This is a genomic window from Frankia sp. BMG5.60, assembly GCF_059428125.1.
This window is the reverse complement of the sequence record NZ_CM182091.1, coordinates 4,900,264-4,919,421: the sequence shown is the minus strand read 5'-3', so window position 1 is coordinate 4,919,421 and position 19,158 is coordinate 4,900,264. Positions and strand designations below refer to the sequence as shown.

Here is a 19,158-nt window from a genome sequence, read left to right as displayed (position 1 = left end):
CAGTGCGGAGTACGCACTAATCGGCACGTCCCGACGGCGTCACCATCGGCCTGTGCAGCGAGGGTTAACGTTATCGAAACCCTTGAACTTCTTCCCGGGTTGGACCTCGCCGAGCGGGTCGGATATCTTACGGATAACAAAAAGACGCCGGGCGAAGCCGGGCGAGGCCGGCCCGGCAGCACGCAGTGCTTTCCCCCGGGGAAGCGGAAGGAGCTGGGCGTGTCGGTACACGTATACGCGGGATACTTCGGTTGCCAGCCGGGATGGTAGAGATGTCGGAGGCGCAGATGATCGGTGTGCCGACCGACGCCCCCGGGACCTGGGAGGACCTGCGGTCAGCCGTGGTGGGGAACAACGGAGTCTTCAGGACCACCATGGGCATGCTGCGGGAGATCGGTGGCTACGGCCGGCTCGGGACGAACGTGCGGCAGATCCTCAGCCGCAACCTCGCCGGCATCGGTCTCGGTCACCTACCCATGGAGCTGCCGGCATACCAGGACAAGGAGATCCTTCTCTTCCAGTACGGCACCCCCGCGGCCGAGATCGTGGAAGCCGTCCGCGAGGGCGCCTCGGATGGCGCCGAGACCGCCCTGATCCGGTTGAACTCGTCGCAGGACATCGCCAAGGTGCGTGACGCCTCACTGAAGGCCGTCGAGCTCCTGTCGATCCTGAACGACCGTTGCCGGGACTGCATGCGTCCACTGCCGTAAACGACCGGTAGGCGGCACCCCTCAGCGATACTCGCCGATCGCCGAGGCACCGCCTGCCCGTCGACTCGGCCCGGAGATCACAGTCACCGGCCCGGGCCTGGGGACGGCGGCTACCACGGGCTTTCTCTCGGAGTGGCGACCTCGGGCGCCGCTGCGAGAGAAAGCCTGGGTCACCGTCCGACCACGAGCCCGACCCGCCCGCGCTCCGAATCCGGGCCGATCAACGCCCATACGGGTCACCGACCGTATCGATACGACGCCTCACCCGGCGCCGATCCGACGGTCGGTGACCCGTGTCCTGTGCCGCCGGCCCTGCGCTGTCCGTGTTGGGACGATGTGGGGAGTCGGGGCTGGCGGGGATGCTGGCGTGGGTGCTGGGAACGGCAGCGTCGGCCTGCGGCTGCTGTGAAGACCGGCAGGTCAGGTGAGGTTTGTAGGCTGGGTCATGCCGAGCTTTCCGATCAGAGTTGCTGCCGCGCTTCTTGGCGTCAGTGATGACACGGTGCGTCGTTGGGCGGACAGCGGCCGGTTGTCGGTGATCACGGACGATGCTGGACGTCGGGCGGTCGATGGTGCTGTTCTTGCCGGGTTCATGGAGGATCTGGCCGTCGAGCAGGGGTTTGCGCGGTCCCCGGTGGTCGCCAAGTCGGCCCGGAACCGTTTTCCTGGCCTGGTCACACGGGTGGTGCGGGGTCCGGTGATGGTGCAGGTCGAGGTCCAGGCCGGGCCGCACCGGGTGGTGTCGCTGATGAGCCGGGAGGCTGCCGACGAGCTCGGGTTGGAGCCGGGTGCGGTGGTGGTCGGCGCGATGAAGTCAACCAATGTGGTCATCGAGCTTCCCGAAGGGCGCTGATCGGGGCGCACGAACGGAGGATTCCGGGCCGGTCAGAGGGCTTGGGTGAGGTAGACGGCGGCCAGCGCGATGGCGAGGCCACCGAGTAGCAGTCGCAGGCCGGTGTTGGGAATGTGATGGTGGAGGCGGGCGCCGAGGTAGGCGCCGGCTAGGCCGCCGAGGCCGCTGGCGAGCCCGACGGCCCAGTGGGGGGCGATGTTGCCGGGGGTGGTCAGGGCGAGGATGGCGTAGGTGGCGGCGCCGACGATCGAGGTGGCGAGGGTGGAGGCGAGAGCTGCAGGGGCGACGGCGGGGACGGGCATGCCGCGTCCGACGAGGATCGGGCTGAGGATCGAGCCGCCGCCGATGCCGTAGACGCCGCCGATGAGGCCGACGAACACAGCCAGCGCGGTGATGGTCCGGGGCCGCGGTGGCGTAGGGGGGTGTCGCTGGTCTGAAAGGCGGAGGGTGCGTGCGCAGAGCCAGATGCCCAGGGGCAGCAGGAATAGGCCGAGGAGCAGGCGGAACAGGCGGGCACCGGGGACGAGGTGGACGCGGATGATCGCGCCGGCGATGACGCCAGGCAGGGTGCCGGCGACGAGCAGGCGGGCCAGGGGCCCGGCGAGCTGGTTCTGCCGGCGGTAGCGGGCCAGGGCGCCGGGGGTGGCGATGACGTTGAACAGCAGATTCGTCGGGGTGACGGCCGGGTTCGGGGTGTGCAGGACGTCAAGCTGCACGGGCAGCAGGAACACCGCCCCCGACACCCCGACGGGAGTGGTGACCGTCGCGATGAGCAGGCCGGCGGCGAACCCGAGCAGGACCGTCGTCATCTGACCGATCCTGGCCGACATGGGCGGTGCGCGGGGCGGCTGTGGTGACGATGGATGCGGTTCTGGGCGAGGTGGTCGGAGTCAGCGCCGGCCCGGTCAGGACCCGGTTGGAAATCGCTGGTGGACGTGAGCGGAGTCCGGAGGCGATCGAGGAGATCGAGGACGGGACGGATGGCGGATACCAGCCGAGCAGGCGCCGTGGCCGCGGCGCGCGTGACCTGGGTGCTCATCCCCGGTGCGGGGGGCGCGTCCTGGTACTGGCACCTCGTGGCGCGCAGGCTGGGCGAGACGGGCGGAACCGTCGTCGCCGTCGACCTCCCGGCCGCGGACGAGAGCGCCGGCCTGCCCGAGTACGCCGACGCGACGGTCGCCGCGGTGACCGCGGCCGCGGTCCGGCCGGGCGTCGACGGGGCCGGCCACGCCGCGCCCGGCAGCGGCGAGGTGGTGGTCGTCGCGGCCTCCCTGGGCGCCTTCGTCGCACCGCTGGTGTGCGAGCGGCTGCCGGTGTCGCTGATCGCCCTGGTCAACGGCATGATCCCGCTGCCCGGCGAGACACCGGGCGGATGGTGGGAGGCGACCGGCCAGCCGGCGGCCCGGCGCGCGTCGGACACCCGTGCCGGCCGGCCGCCGGACGCGGACTTCGACGCCATGACGTACTTCTTCCACGACCTGCCGGCCCCGCTGGCCGCGCAGGCGTTGGCGGGCGAGCCCGCCCAGTCGGAGGCGGTCTTCGGGTCGCGGCTGCCGATCGACGCCTGGCCAGCGGTGCCGACCCGGGTTCTCGTCGGCCGGGACGACCGCTTCTTCCCGGCGGCGTTCCAGCGCCGCGTCGCCCGCGAACGCCTAGGCCTCGATGCCGACGAGATCACGGGCGGCCACCTCGTCGCGCTGGCCAACCCGGCCGACGTCACCGCCCGGCTGTTTTCCTACGCCGACGCGGTCCTCGGCCCGTTCGGGCCCCACTGATCAGCGGTTTCCCTTCGTTCCACCCGCTTACTGATCAATAGGCAAGTAGCCTGGGGGCCGTGAGCCAGACCAGGGAACGGATCCTCGCGATCGCCCGCGAGCTGTTCGTCCGCCATGGCTACACCGGCACGACCAACGCCGACATCGCCCGCGAGCTGGGCACCACGACGGCCGCGCTGTACTACCACTTCCCGTCGAAGGCGGCGATCCTCGACGGCCTGCTCGCCGAACCGCTGGCGGCCTATCACCGGATCATCAGGTACCTCGACACCGGGCCGCCCGCCCCGGCGGAGCTGCTCTGCGCGTTCGTCGACCTCGCCGCGGACTCCCGCGAGCTGGCCGCGCTCATCGACCGGGACCCGAGCGTGCTGGCGGTCGTCGACAAGCGGCTGCCCCGCACCATCGAGCGGATGACCAGGCAGGTGATCGCCGCGCTGGCCGGCCCTGACGCCGACCGCGGGGCGGTCCTGCGCGCGCACGCCGCCTTCGCCGCGACCAAGCACGCCACCATGGCCGCGCTCGCCCTCAACGACGGCACCCTCGACCCCGCCGACCGCGCCGAGATCCTCCGCACCGCCCTGCGCATCCTTCAGCCTCCCACCGCGGACTGAGGCGCCCGCCGCCTCCGGCCGCCGGCTTCGTTCTCGGCCTCGCTCTCGGCCTCGTTCTCGTGCTCGTTCTCGTGCTCGTTCTCGTGCTCGTTCTCGCCGACGTCTCGTCGCGGGATGGGCGATCCGGCTGTCTTGTCGCGCCCGGCGGCGTACAAGGAAGGGATGTCGCAATATCACTTCGACCCTGGGACCTATCGGGCCATGGTGGTCGCCGAGGTGCCGCACTACGAACGGCTCCAGGATGAGGTGGCGGCGGCGACAGTGGACCGGCGGGTGATGCGCATGCTCGATCTCGGGGTGGGCACGGGCGAGACCAGCGGGCGCGTGCTCGGCATCCATCCGGACGCCGCTCTCGTCGCGCTCGACGAGAACCCGGCGATGCTCGACGCCGCCCGCCCCCGCCTGCCACCCGCCGACCTACGCGTCGGCCGGCTCGAGGAGCCGCTCCCCGCCGGCCCGTTCGACCTGGTGATCTCGGCGCTGGCCGTCCACCATCTCGACGGGCCCGGGAAGGCCGACCTGTTCCGCCGGATCGCCGCGATCCTGCCGCCGAGCGGCCGCTTCGTGCTCGCGGATGTGGTCGTGCCGGACGACCCTGGGGACGTCGTCACTCCCATCGACGGCGTCCATGACAAACCGAGCCCGTTGCCCGACCAGCTCGACTGGCTTCACCAGGCCGGTTTCGACACCGCGGTCACCTGGCAGCACCGCGACCTGGTGGTCATCACCGCCGACCGCCCCTCTCACCGAGCAGCAGTCCCATTCGGTCGCAGGCGAGGCGCGTCCTGATGGCAGGAGCGTCCTGTCGGCAGGTGTGTCGCGCCGGTCGCCGTGAGATGTCCGGGATTCAGGCCGGCGAGCGCAGGATGCGCGGGTTGGCGGGATCGGTGTTGTCGAGCAGAAAGTGCGCGCGCTCGTGCGGGACGGCATTCCGGCGGTACATCTCCTGAGCCGGCAGATAGCGGGCCTCGTAACGCTCCCGGACCGCGGCCGGAGAGCCGAAGAGGTCGACGTCGCGCAGCAGCGCCCGGCACAGCGATTCGCCGGGGCTGATGCTCAGGAAGATGCTCGCGTCCCAGTGCTCCCGCAGCTCCCGGCGCAACAGAAAGACACCGTCGACGAGCAGCACCGCATCGGCCGGTGCCAGGTCGGCGGGCGCGTCGACCGCCGTCTCCGTGCGCAGGTCGAACGCGGCGGTCCGGTACCACCGGTCGCCGCCCGGGCCGAGTGGGTCGAGGAGCAGCCGCCGCAGCGCGCCGTGGTCGAAGGCGTCCAGGAAATACCCCTGCGGTGACAGCGGACCGCGCCGACGACGTTCCGCCCGCGGCCGGTGAAACGCATCCGCCCCGGCGCGGATGACGGGCCGCCCCAGGCCGCCGATCCGCTCGGCCAACTCGTCGGCCAGAGTCGTCTTTCCGGCCGCGTCCGGACCGTCGAGGGCGACCCGCACGACCCGCTCCCGGCACAGGGCGACAATCCACTCGGCCAGGGTGTCCACAACCGTGAGCCGTGCCGTCTCGATCTCGGCATCCGCATCCGCATACGGGCCGACGGGATGACAATTCCCGCTCACATCGGAAGATTACGCGACCCGCCCCAGGCGGAGGGTATCGACGGACTTTGACGGCGGGTATTACCGCAGCGTTCGGCTACCTCACGGCCTGGATGCTGCTCGCCCTCACCGGCCTACTCACCACCGCCCGCCGCCGGCGACGCTGAAGGTGACGACGCTGAACGTGACGACGCCGAAGGTTCGGTGGGTGGCGGCCCGGTGGCCTGTTGCCGTAGCTGCTCGTTGAGCCGTCGGGACTCGGCCAGTTGGTCTTCGAGCAGGACGATGCGGCAGGCGGCGTCGATCGCGGTGCCCCCGTCGACGAGTTCGCGGGCGCGACCGGCAAGGCGGAGTTGGTGGCGGGAGTAGCGGCGGTGACCGCCGTCCGAACGCAGGGGAGTGATCAGGCCGGCCTCGCCGAGGGCTCGCAGGAACGCGGGGGTGGTGCCGAGCATGTCGGCCGCACGGCCCATGGTGAAGGCGGGGTAGTCGTCGTCGTCAAGGCTGTCGGCCGGTTTGCGGGTGGTTCCAGGGGTCATCGCGCCTCTTGAGCACACATCGAGGGACCCCGGTGCCGTATGGCACCAGGGTCCCGAGGGGTCAACACCATCTACCGGCGAGGTACGCCGGATCTCTGTATCCGCGTGACCGCCCCGAGCGGGCGGGGACGCGGGGATCGCATATGCGTGACCGGGGACCACCTTCCAATCTGGGGCCGGCGGTAGCCGAGCGAGCTAGAGCATCGCTCCGGCGATCCTGATGGCGTCTGCTCCTCTCTTCTCGTTCGTTACATGGCCAGGCGTTTCTGATCTTGCGTCATCGTGCTCGACAGCCCGCCTTGGCTGCCGTCCCGCTCGCGCCAGTTCCTGTCTGGCGCGACCATGGACTCTCTTGGCTACGAGAAGAACTCTACCCAGGACAGCGCCCGATGTCTACTGCCGCGGGCACAGATTTTTCGGCTCCAGGGAGACAGGTAGTCGTTGCATCAGATCTTGATGACGGTGACCCGCCCGCCGCACAACACCAGGAGATCGTCGGGATCCGACGTGAGCACCGTGACCGGGCCGGGGGCGGCCAGCGCGGTCGCGCAGACCATCGCGTCGATCGCATGCCGGTGACCGTGCAGGCCGGCCTCGCCGAGCAGCGCGGCGGCGTGGCGGGCCAGCAGCTCGGTGACGGGCTCGACGACGAGCCGAGACAGCGTCCACTCCAGCGCGGGCCGCCTGACCCGCGGATGGACCACCTCGACGAGGGTCGCCGCGCTGGTGACCACCCGCATGTCGTCGGCGCGGGCGAGCGCCAGCCATCCGGTTACGTCGCGGTCCCGCTGGACCGGCGAACAGGGCAACTCGGCCGCGGCGGCGCGCCGGTAGGGTCCATGACCCTCATTGCCGAAGGGCCTTGAGAAGCTTGTGGTTCCACGACGCGCGGGCCGACTCGTGCTCACTGGCGCACGATGCCCGCCCTCGGCCGTGGGCGCGGCGCGTCCATGAGATCCGCCCCTGAGTCGGATGTCCGGCGACACGAGCACTGCAGACCATCGGTTACGTGTCATCGCTTTCTGTTACTGGTCACATGATGCTCATGCATCCGGCGGACGCGGCGCGAGGCCACGATGACGCAGTTCGACTATCCGATGACGTGCTGGTGGAGGGCCGGGCTCCCGTCGCCTTCCGGCGGCCGGCGGATCGGCCCCCCGAGCGGGTGGCCGGGCAGTCCCCCGAGTCGCGGGATCCGCATCGGCGCGGCGTGCTCGGCACCGCCGGACTGCTCGGCGCCGCGCGACTGTTCGGCAACGCGGGACTGCTCGGCGGCGCCGGCATCGTCGGCGGCGCTCTCGCCCCGAGGGGACTGCCCGGCCTCGGGGCCGGCACCGCCCTGGCCGCCGACGACGCCCGCCACCAGCCCGGGATCGCCGATCCTCCCCTGGGATGGCTGGTCTTCACCGCCTACGACCTGACTGCTGCCGATCCCGGCATGGCGCGCCCGTCGCTCGAGGCGCTGCTGCGCGCGTGGACCTCCGGCGCGGCGGCGTTGACGACCGCGCCGGCACCGGGCGGCGGCCCGGACGGGACGGTCGACGGCAGGGCGGGGTCGACCGTCACCGTCGGGCTCGGCGCGTCGGCGCTGCGCCGCGCAGGTCTCGACGGGCGGATGCCCGGGGAGCTCGCCGACATCCCGGCGATGCCCGGCGACCAGCTCGACCCGGCCCGCAGCGGCGGGGACCTCGCGGTGCAGGTGTGCGCCACCGATCCGGCGGCGGCTGTGACGGCCGCGGCCCGGATGGGTGCGCTCGCCGCGCCGTTCGCGGCCGCCCGCTGGGAGCAGCGGGGGTTCCAGCCCACCGACGCCGGCTCGGCGGACCCCTCGGGCACACACCGCAACCTGATGGGGCAGCTCGACGGGATGGGCAACCCACAGCCGGGCACGCCCCAGTTCGATCAGGCCGTCTGGGCCTCGGGGGAGCCCGCGTGGATGCGCGGCGGCAGCTACCTGGTGTGTCGGCGCATCCGGATGCTGTTCGACGCCTGGGGACGACTCGGCGAGTCGGACCGGGACGAGGTGATCGGCCGGCGGGAGTCCGATGGCGTCCCGCTGTCGGCCGGCGCCGACGGCACGGCGTTCACCGTGCCGGACATCAACGTCCGCCGTGCCGACGGCCGATTCGCCATCGCGGCCGACGCCCATGTCCGGGTGACGAGCCCGCCCGCGAACGGCGGTGCCGTCCTGTACCGGCGCAGCTACTCCTACGACGACGGGTTGGACCCGGCCGGCACCCGGGACGCGGGCCTGTTCTTCGCCGCCTACCAGGCCGATCCGCGGACAGCCTTCATACCGATCCAGCAGACGATGGCCGCGTCGGACGCCCTGAACGCCTTCATCCGCCCCACCTCCAGCGCCCTGTTCGCGGTCCCACCCCTGCCCCCTCCGGGCGGCTACCTCGCCCAACCCCTGCTCGAGAACCGCTGAACTCTCGCCACCGCCCTGAAAAACCTGGCCTCGGCACTGCTAACCCTGGGCCGGGTCGCTGAAGCGATGCCGATGCTCCACCGTGCCCTGGCCATCACCGGAGGCGTCTACGGCCACGATCACCCAAGTGGCAAGACAATCCGTTTCAATATTGAAGCTGCTCGAGGCTTCCTCGACATGTGATCACAGAAGGCCTCGCCGCTGGCAGGCCGGACGGTCGGGCCGTTCGGGAAGGGCGGACATGACGACCGGTCCGCAGGGCCAGCGGTTCAGCTTCCCCGATCGCACGATGAGAGTGATCCGGGCCCGGGCGGCCAGGCCGTCGCCAATGCCCTCCTCCGCGATCGACACGCCGGCGGGTCCAGGTCGGGCTCCGGAACGCTGCCCGTCGTGCCCGCCCGGCCGATGCATACCTGTGGGATGCCGAACCCGTCCGCGATCCGCTCGAAGATCTCCAGAACGATGGTCTGTGGCCGTCCCGACTGGGCTGCGCGGGCGCCGCGCTGCGGACGGCCCTTGATCTGCATCCGTGCCGACCGGACTCGCGGTGGATGACGAGCGGGGAGCGGGCCGCCTTCCAGGCCGGTCAGGTGGAGGCACTCGAATCGGTCCGCCGGGCCATCCTGCACGCCCTCGGCGTCCCGCCGGTCCCGTGAGCTGACCGCACGGAACGGCCCCGAATCCGAAAGGGCCGGTCTCGACGGGCACTACTCCACCGGGCCCGACCCGAAGGCGTCACCGACCAACCCCACCGCGATGCGCACCGCGAGTTCAGCAGGAAGAGGCGACGTAGGAAGCTGCCACGCCACATCGGGGGTCCGGGGGGTCGACCCCCCGGGCAGGCATTGCGGCAGCTGGGAAGCCGCCCGAAGGGCGGCGAACAGCCGAATCCAGCGCGTGGAGACGAGGGGAATCGAACCCCTAACCCCTGCCTTGCAAAGGCAGTGCTCTGCCAATTGAGCTACGTCCCCTGGACCTGCCTCGGCCGGGCCGCGCCGCCCGGAGACGGGCGCCGCTCGGAGAGGCGCCCCCTAGACTACGGCATCGACACCATCCCGGACCTTCACCAGGGCGGGAGGACGTGGGCGTCATCGCCTGTCGCTCTGGGCGCCGTCCGACCGATTCGGTGCCTGCCCGGGAGCAGCGTGGCGCGACCCCGCCCCTGTGGATAACTCCAACGCTGCCCTTCGAGGGCGACCTGGGTCCTGTGGATAACTTTCCACGCTGCCCTTCAAGGGGCTGTGACGCAGGTCCTGTGGATAACGTCCGCGGTGGCCGCTGGAGGTCATCGACGGGGGCCTGTGGATAACTCCTCATGGACCACTGAGGGGCGGTGACCCGGGACGGCTCCACGTCGCGGTGACCCGGCCGGGTCATCGCGACGTGCAGGCCAGGTCGTGGTGGCCGGCGGGTCAGGAGCGGCGGAGGGTGGGGTCGATGAAGGCGAGGCGTTCGCGGACCTTGACGGCGAGGTCGCGGAAGTCGGAGTAGCAGCGGCGGACGGCGGTCTGGGTGCCGCCGAGGGCGCCGTCGCCGGCGCGCAGCTCGAACATGGGCTTGCGGGCGTCGTGGGCCAGCGGGATCAGGTTGGCGTAGTGCCGCAGGGTCGCGATCTCGAAGGAACGGTCGTGCGGGCCGGGGTTGCCGCTGGTGAGCACCGAGGTGGCGAAGACCTCGGGGATGCGGTCGAGCCAGCGGTCGTGGGCCTTGGCCGGGCGGTCGGCGCGGGCGGGCGGCTGCATGACGATGTAGCCGATGGGCATCATCAGGCCGCGGGGCGCCGGGATCCGCTCGGGCACCTTCGGCAGCACGGTGCCCTGCCAGGTCGAACGCCACTCCCGCAGCGTCGGGCCGAGGTTGCGCAGGCCGCGCAGCGAGAACAGGTCGGCGGCCAGCGGCATGAGCACCGTGTCGGCGGACAGCAGCGACGCCCGGTTGATCGCGCCGAGGTTCGGGCCGACGTCGATGAGCACGATCTCGGCGCCGACGGTGCGCGCGCCGTTGTCGATGACCCGGTGCAGCGCCGTCGTCGTCCGCAGCGCGGCGATGTCCTTGCCGAGGAAGCTGTTCGGCCAGGCGGCGGACAGCCGGTCCTCGAAGACGCTCAGTTCGACGTCCCCGGGCAGCAGCCAGAGGCCGTCCTCGATCATCACCGGGTCGGGCAGCTCGACGTCCCCGATGCCCTCCATGATCGGCGCGATGGCGGTGGCCATCGTTCCCGTGCCAGTGAAGACCCGCGCTGGGCGCACGTCGAACTCGACGGGTTTCGGCGCCGACGACGCGGTGTCCTCCGGTTCCGCCCAGAGCCGGGTCAGCTCGTCCTCGTCGAGAAACTGCGCGGTCAGGTTCGCCTGCGGGTCGAGATCGACGGCGAGCACGCGGTGACCCATCCGCTGGAGCATGTGCGCCAGGTGGTAGGCCAGAGTCGTCTTACCGACGCCACCCTTGTTGTTGAACAGCGCCATAGTGATCACGCGCGGATCCGATCGCGTCCCTGGTGCCGCTGCCCGCCGTGTGTGGCCTCACCCCGGTTGTCCCTGTTGTCCGACACGCCAGGCATTCTCTCGCCTGCCCGAATTGCAGGCATGAGCGGGAGACACCCGCCGCGGGCGCGTCTCGGCGACGAGGGCGGCCGACGGACTGTTCCAGGCACGGCTCACGACGGGTCTGCGCTGGGCGGACCCGCTCCCAAGGGCGGCGGGCTCCCGCCGGTCACCACCAGGGGCCGAGCTTGGGCCACTCGGGGTGGCCCGGGTCGCGGCCGGTCAGCCAGGCCAGCGCGGGGATGGTCGGGGCGTCGACGACGACCAGCTCGTCCCCCCGCCCGACCGCGGTCGACGGCCGGTCGCCCGGCGCGAGCAGGACGGTGACCTCCGGCGGCAGCCGCGATGGCAGGCCCCGCACGGTCCAGGCCCATTCGACCTCGACGTAGGCGGGGCTCAGGTCCGCCCAGCGGGGTCCGCCGAGGTCGGTGAGGGCGAGATCGACGAGGTGGATCTCGGTCTCCCGCCACCGCAGGAAGACCAGATCGGCGAGGGTCGTCACGCCGTACGTGCTGACCTGCCCGAAGCCGGTGCGCCAGACGTCGACGTGGACGGCGTCCCAGGCGCGTTCCAGGCGCGTGACGGCGGCGGCGACCTCGGCCCGCACGGTGGCGGCGGGCAGGTCGCGGCCGGCGGCGATGTCACCGTCGCGCTGCTCCTGACCGCCCGGGTACTGGTCGCGGACGTCGCCTCCGGCCGCGGCCTCGACCATCCCGCTGTGGCCCTCGGCGTTGCGGGCCAGGTGGGTGAGCAGGTGGGCGACCGTCCACCCGGGCAGCCCCGACGGGCGGCGCAGCACGTCGTCGTCCACCCGCTCCACCAGGTCCAACAGCCGGCGGTGGGCGGCGGCGCAGCCGGCCAGGCGGTCGTGCGGCACCACGGAGGGCAGGTAGTCGGGGCCGGCGGACCAGGCCGCGGACGACGCCGACGCCTCGATGCCGGACTCCTGCGCCGGCCCCGGGTCGGGGTCGGGGCCCACGTCGCCGCGTACCGGGCCGAACTCACGATCGGCAGCCGCGTCGGCGTCGGCCTCGGGCACGCCGATGGCGGAAGGTCGGGGAGAGGACGGGGCAGCCATGCTTCCACCGTGCACCCTGCGGGCGGCGATACGCCAGGCGAAACGCCATTCCCGTAACGATGGCCCGAACATCGCAGGAATGCCCGGCCGCACGCCAAGATCACCATTGAATCAGTCGCGACACAGACTCTTTACCGACCGATCCCTTGCTGTCCCGCAAGGCTGCTGGGAGGGTCGAACCGACTGGACAGCGCCGTCAGGTCATCGCGGTGTCGGGATGGGCGACAGACGGAGGCCGAGGGCGGATGCGAGCTGAGCGGTGCCCGTGGTGACGACGTGACAGCGACCAGTGACACCGCGACCAGTGACACCGCGACCGGCGATGTCGACACCCGCGACGCCGGGACCGGCGACGCTGAGATCCGCGACGCTGAGATCCGCGACGCTGAGATCCGCGACGCCGGGATCGGGGCGCCGGCGGCGATCGAGCTTGTCGGGGTGGCCAAGGACTACCAGTCCCGCGGCCGGGCGGTGCCGGCGGTCAGCCGCGTCGATCTCGCGATCAGGCCGGGCGAGTTCTTCTCACTGCTCGGGCCGTCGGGGTGCGGCAAGTCGACGACCCTGCGGATGATCGCCGGCTTCGAGGAGCCGACCCGCGGTCGCATCCTGTTGCAGGGCCGCGACGTCACCGCGGTGCCGCCGAACCGCCGGGACGTCAACCTCGTCTTCCAGAGCTACGCCCTCTTCCCGCACCTGGATGTGGCCGGCAATGTGGCCTTCGGCCTGCGCCGGCGCGGGGTCAAGGGCCGTGAGCTGCGCGAGCGGGTCGGGGCGATGCTCGACCTCGTCGAGCTGTCGGAGTTGGCCGACCGGCGGCCGCGGGAGCTCTCCGGCGGCCAACAGCAGCGGGTGGCGTTGGCCCGCGCGCTGGTCAACCGGCCGGCGGCGCTGCTGCTCGACGAGCCGCTGGGCGCCCTCGACCTCAAGCTGCGCCAGACCATGCAGATCCAGCTCAAGGCCATCCAGCGCGAGATGGGCATCACCTTCGTCTACGTCACGCACGACCAGGGCGAGGCGTTGACGATGTCCGACCGGATCGCGGTGATGAACGGCGGCCGGGTCGAGCAGCTCGCCTCGCCGCGGGACATCTACGAGCGGCCCCGGACCCGCTTCGTCGCCGGGTTCATCGGCACGTCGAACCTGCTGCGCCGCACCGTCCGCGCGGTCGACGCGACTGGCCCGGGTGGGCGCCCCACGGTCGTCCTCGACGCCGGCGTCGAGGAGCGGCTCAGCGCCCCGCTGCACCCGCAGACGGGCCCGCTGCGCGCCGGGAACCAGGTCGAGCTGACCGTCCGCCCGGAGAAGATCGAGATGTCGGCCACCCGCCCGGACGGGCCAGGCTGCGCGCTGCGCGGCCGGATCGTCGAGGTCGTCTACCTCGGCACCTACACGACGTACACGGTCGCCACCCACGGCGGCACCGAGATCACCGTGTTCTGGCAGAACTCGACCGGCGCCGGCAACGTCGCCGAGCGCGGGGACGAGATCTGGCTGTCCTGGCTGCCGGAACACTCCTACGTCCTGCCCGACTCGGTCGACCCGTCCGACTCGGTTGACCCGTCCGACTCGGTTGACCCGGCGGCGGGGACCTCGGCGGACCCGGTGGCGTACCGGGTCTCCCACTGACAGCACAGGCCAGCACGCGGACCCGGCGGGCATACCTGCCGGGCCTGCCCTGATCCAGAGGAACGCGCACCGTGACGCAGCCCGACACCCCCGGCGACGCCGGCCGCTCCGGCGACCACCGAAGCGGCGGTGATCCGCAGGCCGCGGCGCCTGCGGACCCCGCGATGCTGCGCGGCCTGACGCAGGCCCGGTTCGGCCGCCGCGGTCTGCTGCGGTTCGCGGGGCTGGCCGGCGGGGCGGCGTTCCTCGCCGCCTGCGGCGTCAGCGGGGAGAAGAAGGACTCCGCGGGTGACGATGCCGCGTCGTTCTGGAAGGACCGGACGAAGGCCGGCACCCTCGACTTCGCGAACTGGCCGCTCTACATGGACGTCGGCTCCACCGACGCCGACCATCCGTCGCTGGACGTGTTCACGAAGGAGACCGGCATCAAGGTCACCTACCGGGAGGTGATCCAGGACAACGAGTCGTTCTTCGCGCAGATCCGACCGACGCTGGCCGCCGGCAGGTCGATCGGCTACGACCTGATGGTGCTCACCAACGGCATCACGCTGAGCCGGGTGATGCAGCTCGGTTACCTCGCACCGCTCGACCACGCCAGGCTGCCGACGTTCGCCGCGAACGCCTCGCCGAGCGTGAAGAACCCGACGTACGACCCGGGCAACGCCTTCACGATCCCCTGGCAGTCCGGGCTCACCGGAATCGCCTACGACCCGGCTAAGACCGGCCGCGAGATCACCAGCTACAACGACCTGTTCGACCCGAAGTTCGCCGGCAAGGTCGGCATGTTCGGCGACAACCAGGACCTGCCGAACCTGGCCCTGCTCGGCATCGGCGTCGATCCGGCGAAATCCACCCCGGACGACTGGAAGAAGGCCGCCGCGAAGCTTACCGCGCAGCGCCGGGACGGAATCGTCCGCAAGTACTACGACCAGTCCTACATCGACGCCCTGGCCGGCGGGGACCTGTGGATCTCGATGGCCTGGTCCGGCGACGTCTACCAGCAGATCGCCACCGGCACGAACCTGAAGTTCGTGGTGCCGTCCGAGGGCGGCCTGCTGTGGACGGACAACATGTGCATCCCGAAGACCGCTCCGCACCCGGTGGATGCCATCTCCTACATGGACTTCGTCTACCGGCCCGAGATCGCCGGAATGCTCACGGAATACATCAACTACATCACGCCGGTACCGAAGGCCGCCGAGCACGTCCCGGCGGACCTGGCGAAGTCCACCCTGCTGTTCCCGTCCGCGGACGAGCTCTCCCGGGTCAGCCGGTTCCGGGTGCTGACCACCGACGAGGAGACCGAGTGGAACCGCATCTTCCAGCCGGTCTACCAGTCGTGACGGCCGCTGCCGGCACAGGCGCGCGGTGAGGCGGCGGGCCGGGGCCCTCGCCCCCTACTTCCTCGTCCTGCCCGGCGGGCTGTGGCTGGCCATCTTCTTCGTCGTGCCGATGGCCGTCATGCTGTCGGTCTCGCTACAGACCGGCAACGTCGTCGACGGCTTCACGCAGACCTTCGACTTCGGCGTCTACGCCGACGCGATCACCACCTACGACACCCAGTTCATCCGCTCCCTGATCTTTGGCCTGATCGCCACGATGGCGACGATTCTGCTGGCCTATCCGATGGCCTACTGGATCGCCTTCCACGCCGGCCGGAACAAGTCCAACTACCTGTTTCTCGTACTGCTGCCGTTCTTCGTCTCGTTCGTCATCCGCACGGTCTCCTGGAGGTTTCTGCTCGCCGACGACGGCATCGTGCTCGGCAACCTGAAGGACGCCGGGCTGCTACCGGCCGACTTCCACGTCCTGGCCACCTCGTTCGCGGTCGTCGCCGGCCTGACGTACAACTTCTTCCCGTTCATGCTGCTGCCGATCTACGTGGCGCTGGAGCGGGTCGACCCGCGGCTGCTGGAGGCCGCCGACGACCTGTACGCGAACCGCTGTGGGGTGTTCAGTCGAGTCGTTCTGCCGCTGTCGATGCCCGGGGTGTTCGCCGGATTCCTGCTCACGTTCGTCCCGGCGACGTCGGACTTCGTCAACGCCTATGTCCTCGGCGGCACGAACACCACGATGATCGGGAACATCATCCAGACGACATACCTGACGAACGCGGACTACCCCCTCGCCTCGGCGGTGTCGTTCATCCTGATGGCCGTGCTGCTTGTCGGGATCTTCGTCTACGCCCGCCTGCTCGGCACCAGGGACGTCCTGGAGATGAGCGCACGTTGACCATCCTGGATGCCGCCCCGCCCCGCCTCGACCCGGCGGGCGACGGCCGATCGCGGTCCGGCCGGCGCGGCGGGCGGCTGGGCGAGCGGCTCCTGCACGCCTACACCTGGTTGATCCTGCTCTGGCTGGTGCTACCGATCATCGTGATGATCGTCTTCGGTTTCAACGACCGGGTGGGCAAGCGCAACAACACCTGGAACGGCTTCACCCTGCGCTGGTGGGGCGAGCTGTTCGCCATCCCCGACCTCACCACCGCGCTGGTCAACTCGCTGACGATCGCGTTGCTGTCCACCGCCGTCGCCACCGTGCTCGGCACCCTGATGGGCCTCGCGCTCGGCCGGCACAGCTTCCGCGGTCGCGGCGGTGTGGAGCTGCTGATGTTCGCCAACATCGCCGCGCCCGAGGTGGTGCTCGGCGCGTCGCTGCTGTCGCTGTTCATCACGATGGGCGTGCCGCGGGGCTACCTGACCATCCTCATCGCGCACATCATGTTCAACATCTCCTACGTGGCGGTGGTCGTGCGGGCCCGGCTCGCCGGTTTCGACAGCTCCGTCGAGGAGGCCGCCCGCGACCTCGGCGCCGGCCCGTTCACCACGTTCCGCCTGGTCACGCTGCCGCTCATCCTGCCGGGAGTGGTCTCGGGGGCGTTGCTCGCCTTCGCGATGTCGATCGACGAGTACGTCATCACGACGTTCAACGCGGGCAGCACCCTGACGTTCCCGCTGTGGGTCTTCGGCGCCACCCGGGTCGGCGTGCCGCCCCAGGTCAACGTGATGGCCACGATCATCTTCGTGGTCGGGGTGCTGCTCGCGCTCGGCAACGCGCTCCTGCTGCGCCGCCGGCGGGTCTGACCCGGGCCGGCCGTAACATGACGGAAACACGCTCGAGCGAAAATCCGCGGGGCGGAAGCGTCCGGACGGCCTGCGCGCGCATGCTCCAGGGTTGCGCGTATGCCTCGAGGGGAGGAGCTGGGGATGTTCACCACGCCCCGCTTCCTGCAGGGGATCGTCCCGTTCGAGGGCAGGGGCCTGGACGCGCCGTTCCCGCTCGGGCCGGCGTTCAGCTATGTGGTCCCGGCCGGCGTCACCGCCCAGCCGCTGTACTTCCGCGGCGGCAACTCGACCGACGAGCTGATCTGCCTGATCCTGCAGCGGGACGGTGCGCCGATGCGCTTCTTCCCGATCGGCGCCCGCGGCTCCGTCCACGTCCCGCTGCGCGTGGTCGAGGATCTGACCCCTGCGACCCGCATCGAGCTGCACCTCGCCGCGCCCGCCGGCCTGCTCGGCACGCTCGTCGCCGACGTCGGCATCGTCGAACTCTGACGCGGCATCGAACTCTGACGCGGCATCGAACTCGGACGCGGCATCGTCGCGCTCTGACCAGGCGGCAGCGGCGGGCTCAGTCGTCGGGGGGCCGGCTGCGGCGGTCCCGTTTCGTGGCGGAGCGCTGCTTCTTCGCCTGGAGGCGCCGCTCGACGGCCCCGCGTGAGGGCCGCGTCGGCCGCCGCGGGCGCGGTGGCGGAGCGGTCGCCACCCGCAGGGCGTCGACCAGCCGGTCGAGCGCGGCCTCGCGGTTACGCAGTTGCGAACGCTGCTCGCTGGCGACGACGGTGAACACACCGTCGGTGAGCCGGTCGCCCAGGCGCGCGAGCGCACGCTGCCGCAGCGTCGGCGACAGTGCCGGCGAGCCGGCGACGTCGAAGGAAAGCTCCACCCGCGAGTCGGAGGTGTTCACCGACTGGCCACCCGGCCCCGACGAGCGCGAATACCGCCAGCGCAGCTCGGCCGAGGGCAGTACGAGACCCGGGCGAACCGGGATCTCACGGGGCAGCATGGCTCCCATGGTGCCCGACCACGGACCCGACGTCAGGCGAGTTCCGCGCCGCCGAGCCGCTGCGGCGCCCCGCCGCCGCTGCGAAGGTCAGCGGCCGCCGGCCGGGTACCCGGTGGTGGACGTCGCCTCCCGCCAGAGGTCGATCTCCTCCTTGCCCCGGGATCGCCGCCGGGCGGCGGAGAAGGCGGCCCCCGCACCAGCCAGCAGCGCCAGCACGGTCATCTTGCGCGCCATGTCGACTCCTTCGTCGGCGTCCTCGGCCGGGGTGGCTCCGTCGTTCCACGGTATCCCGACCATCGCCGGCCTGTCCGCGACGGGTCCGCCGACCGATCTCGACCTGCCCCGCGGCAGGTCCGCGACCGGACCAGCGACCGGATCAGCGACCGGATCAGCGACCGGATCAGCGACGCAGCAGGCCGCGCAGCCGGGAGCGGGCGGGCCAGGACGGCGGGGGCCCGGACACCTCGTAGGCGGGAAACGCCCGCTCGGCCACGTCCACCAGCATCGCCACGTCGATGGGCCGCAGCACCACCCCGGCGGACAGGATGTACTCGGCGACCCCGGCGGCGGGCAGCAGCAGCACGCCCTCGACGAGGGCGAGGCCGGCCGGAACCTCGGCGCGGGCGAAGGCGACGACCGGTTGGACCTCGAGCTGCCAGCCGTCCGGCAGCTCGCCGAGCAGTTGGGCGGTGGCCTCCTCGCCCATCCACGCCACCAGGCCGAGCATCGCCCGCAGCGGCACCTTGCCGGCCCAGACACCGGCCGCGTTCTGCCGGACGGGCCCCTGGTGGGCGTCGGTCTCGATCACCCAGGCCCCGGACGGCCCGATGACGAGGTGGTCGATGTTGCCGGCCGAGTCCGCCAGGCAACGATCGTGCAGGACGGTGTAGCCGGCGCGGACCAGTCGGTCGAGTGCGCGGGCTGTGCTGCGTTCGGCCTCCGCGTCCTCGCGCCAGGCCTCGATCTCCGGCGGGGTGCGCAGGAAGCGCACGGCGCCGACGACACCGACCGCGATCGCGGCGAGCACCGCAAGCTGGGCGGTTCCGACGCCGGGCAGCCCGGCGAGAGCGCACAGCACGGCGATGACCAGAGCCGCGCCCACCGCGAGGGCCCCGCCGATGGCCAGCGCCCGACCTTTGTGATCTCCGCGTTCGGCGGAATACAACTGTTTACGCCGCAGGTACTCGGCCATGGCCGAACGTCCCGCTGACTGTCGATCGGACACGGCCGCGGTCACCACCTCCCGGCGCCGTCATGACGCCGTCGCGCTCGGCGTTGTCTCCGGGTCCGGGACCGGGTCGGGCGCCAGTTCGTCACGGCGCGCTACCGGCTTTCTGGTCCATCCCGGTCACCATTCCATCGAATACACAACAGC

At 71.3% G+C, this 19,158-nt stretch carries 21 protein-coding genes and 1 tRNA gene; 12 read left to right on the top strand and 10 right to left on the bottom strand.

Going from position 1 to position 19,158, the window contains the following annotated elements:
• Positions 1–272: 272 nt before the first annotated feature.
• Together AC5R91_RS20240 and AC5R91_RS20235 are read left to right on the top strand one after the other, a co-directional pair.
• On the top strand, positions 273–710 hold the full coding sequence (locus AC5R91_RS20240; protein WP_495392898.1) for a hypothetical protein: 438 nt from the start codon (positions 273–275) through the stop codon (positions 708–710).
• Between the two features lie 445 nt (positions 711–1,155).
• Positions 1,156–1,563, top strand: coding sequence for a TOBE domain-containing protein (locus AC5R91_RS20235; RefSeq protein ID WP_495392897.1), 408 nt, complete (start codon positions 1,156–1,158; stop codon positions 1,561–1,563).
• A 32-nt stretch (positions 1,564–1,595) separates the two neighbouring features.
• On the opposite strand, the gene AC5R91_RS20230 is transcribed toward AC5R91_RS20235, so the two are convergent.
• Positions 1,596–2,372, bottom strand: coding sequence for a TSUP family transporter (locus tag AC5R91_RS20230; RefSeq protein WP_495392896.1), 777 nt, complete (start codon positions 2,370–2,372; stop codon positions 1,596–1,598).
• 171 nt (positions 2,373–2,543) lie between these two features.
• Here AC5R91_RS20230 and AC5R91_RS20225 point away from each other — a divergent pair, with 171 nt between their 5' ends.
• The 3 genes from AC5R91_RS20225 to AC5R91_RS20215 all read left to right on the top strand — a co-directional run bounded on the left by AC5R91_RS20225 (position 2,544) and on the right by AC5R91_RS20215 (position 4,738).
• Complete coding sequence (locus AC5R91_RS20225) at positions 2,544–3,338, top strand: alpha/beta fold hydrolase (RefSeq protein WP_495392895.1); 795 nt, start codon at positions 2,544–2,546, stop codon at positions 3,336–3,338.
• A gap of 59 nt (positions 3,339–3,397) precedes the next feature.
• A complete protein-coding gene (locus tag AC5R91_RS20220; protein WP_495392894.1) occupies positions 3,398–3,949 on the top strand; it encodes a TetR/AcrR family transcriptional regulator in 552 nt (183 codons plus the stop codon).
• Positions 3,950–4,111: 162 nt separating this feature from the next.
• Positions 4,112–4,738, top strand: coding sequence for a class I SAM-dependent methyltransferase (locus AC5R91_RS20215; protein WP_495392893.1), 627 nt, complete (start codon positions 4,112–4,114; stop codon positions 4,736–4,738).
• 58 nt (positions 4,739–4,796) lie between these two features.
• Here AC5R91_RS20215 and AC5R91_RS20210 read toward each other — a convergent pair whose 3' ends face one another.
• The 3 genes from AC5R91_RS20210 to AC5R91_RS20200 form a co-directional block, all read right to left on the bottom strand.
• The gene (locus AC5R91_RS20210; protein WP_495392892.1) at positions 4,797–5,522 is read right to left on the bottom strand and encodes a nucleoside/nucleotide kinase family protein; all 726 of its coding nucleotides are present in this window, start codon (positions 5,520–5,522) and stop codon (positions 4,797–4,799) included.
• Between the two features lie 113 nt (positions 5,523–5,635).
• On the bottom strand, positions 5,636–6,040 hold the full coding sequence (locus tag AC5R91_RS20205; protein ID WP_495392891.1) for a MerR family transcriptional regulator: 405 nt from the start codon (positions 6,038–6,040) through the stop codon (positions 5,636–5,638).
• 446 nt (positions 6,041–6,486) lie between these two features.
• The gene (locus AC5R91_RS20200; RefSeq protein ID WP_495392890.1) at positions 6,487–6,849 is read right to left on the bottom strand and encodes a hypothetical protein; all 363 of its coding nucleotides are present in this window, start codon (positions 6,847–6,849) and stop codon (positions 6,487–6,489) included.
• A gap of 299 nt (positions 6,850–7,148) precedes the next feature.
• On the opposite strand from AC5R91_RS20200, the gene AC5R91_RS20195 reads away from it, so the two are divergent.
• Complete coding sequence (locus AC5R91_RS20195) at positions 7,149–8,471, top strand: Dyp-type peroxidase (protein ID WP_495392889.1); 1,323 nt, start codon at positions 7,149–7,151, stop codon at positions 8,469–8,471.
• A 15-nt stretch (positions 8,472–8,486) separates the two neighbouring features.
• Positions 8,487–8,654, top strand: a complete 168-nt coding sequence (locus AC5R91_RS20190; RefSeq protein ID WP_495398013.1) for a tetratricopeptide repeat protein — start codon at positions 8,487–8,489, stop codon at positions 8,652–8,654.
• A 715-nt stretch (positions 8,655–9,369) separates the two neighbouring features.
• Here the strand turns inward: AC5R91_RS20190 and AC5R91_RS20185 are convergent.
• The 3 genes from AC5R91_RS20185 to AC5R91_RS20175 form a co-directional block, all read right to left on the bottom strand.
• Positions 9,370–9,442, bottom strand: a tRNA-Ala gene (locus tag AC5R91_RS20185).
• Positions 9,443–9,883: 441 nt separating this feature from the next.
• Entirely contained in the window at positions 9,884–10,945 is a 1,062-nt protein-coding gene (locus tag AC5R91_RS20180) for a ParA family protein (RefSeq protein WP_495392888.1), read from the bottom strand.
• A 238-nt stretch (positions 10,946–11,183) separates the two neighbouring features.
• Positions 11,184–12,092 (bottom strand): maleylpyruvate isomerase family mycothiol-dependent enzyme, encoded by a 909-nt coding sequence (locus AC5R91_RS20175; RefSeq protein ID WP_495392887.1) that lies wholly within the window; start codon positions 12,090–12,092, stop codon positions 11,184–11,186.
• Positions 12,093–12,368: 276 nt separating this feature from the next.
• Between AC5R91_RS20175 and AC5R91_RS20170 the strand changes: the two genes are divergently transcribed.
• The 5 genes from AC5R91_RS20170 (at position 12,369) to AC5R91_RS20150 (ending at position 17,272) form a co-directional block, all read left to right on the top strand.
• The gene (locus AC5R91_RS20170; RefSeq protein WP_495392886.1) at positions 12,369–13,718 is read left to right on the top strand and encodes an ABC transporter ATP-binding protein; all 1,350 of its coding nucleotides are present in this window, start codon (positions 12,369–12,371) and stop codon (positions 13,716–13,718) included.
• A gap of 71 nt (positions 13,719–13,789) precedes the next feature.
• Positions 13,790–15,061, top strand: coding sequence for an ABC transporter substrate-binding protein (locus tag AC5R91_RS20165; RefSeq protein ID WP_495392885.1), 1,272 nt, complete (start codon positions 13,790–13,792; stop codon positions 15,059–15,061).
• 25 nt (positions 15,062–15,086) lie between these two features.
• Positions 15,087–15,950 carry an ABC transporter permease gene (locus AC5R91_RS20160; RefSeq protein ID WP_495392884.1) on the top strand — a complete coding sequence of 288 codons (864 nt, stop codon included), beginning with the start codon at positions 15,087–15,089 and terminating at the stop codon, positions 15,948–15,950.
• Positions 15,947–16,801 carry an ABC transporter permease gene (locus AC5R91_RS20155; protein ID WP_495392883.1) on the top strand — a complete coding sequence of 285 codons (855 nt, stop codon included), beginning with the start codon at positions 15,947–15,949 and terminating at the stop codon, positions 16,799–16,801. The genes AC5R91_RS20160 and AC5R91_RS20155 overlap by 4 nt, the downstream gene beginning before the upstream one ends.
• 123 nt (positions 16,802–16,924) lie before the next feature.
• A complete protein-coding gene (locus tag AC5R91_RS20150; protein WP_495392882.1) occupies positions 16,925–17,272 on the top strand; it encodes a molybdopterin oxidoreductase in 348 nt (115 codons plus the stop codon).
• A gap of 76 nt (positions 17,273–17,348) precedes the next feature.
• Here AC5R91_RS20150 and arfB read toward each other — a convergent pair whose 3' ends face one another.
• From arfB to AC5R91_RS20135, 3 genes are all read right to left on the bottom strand, one after another.
• On the bottom strand, positions 17,349–17,783 hold the full coding sequence (gene arfB / locus AC5R91_RS20145) for an alternative ribosome rescue aminoacyl-tRNA hydrolase ArfB (protein ID WP_044885673.1): 435 nt from the start codon (positions 17,781–17,783) through the stop codon (positions 17,349–17,351).
• An 87-nt stretch (positions 17,784–17,870) separates the two neighbouring features.
• Positions 17,871–18,017: a DLW-39 family protein gene (locus AC5R91_RS20140; protein ID WP_495392881.1), complete on the bottom strand. Its 147-nt coding sequence runs from the start codon at positions 18,015–18,017 to the stop codon at positions 17,871–17,873.
• 166 nt (positions 18,018–18,183) lie between these two features.
• Complete coding sequence (locus AC5R91_RS20135) at positions 18,184–18,975, bottom strand: nuclease-related domain-containing protein (protein WP_495392880.1); 792 nt, start codon at positions 18,973–18,975, stop codon at positions 18,184–18,186.
• Between the last annotated feature and the right edge of the window lie 183 nt (positions 18,976–19,158).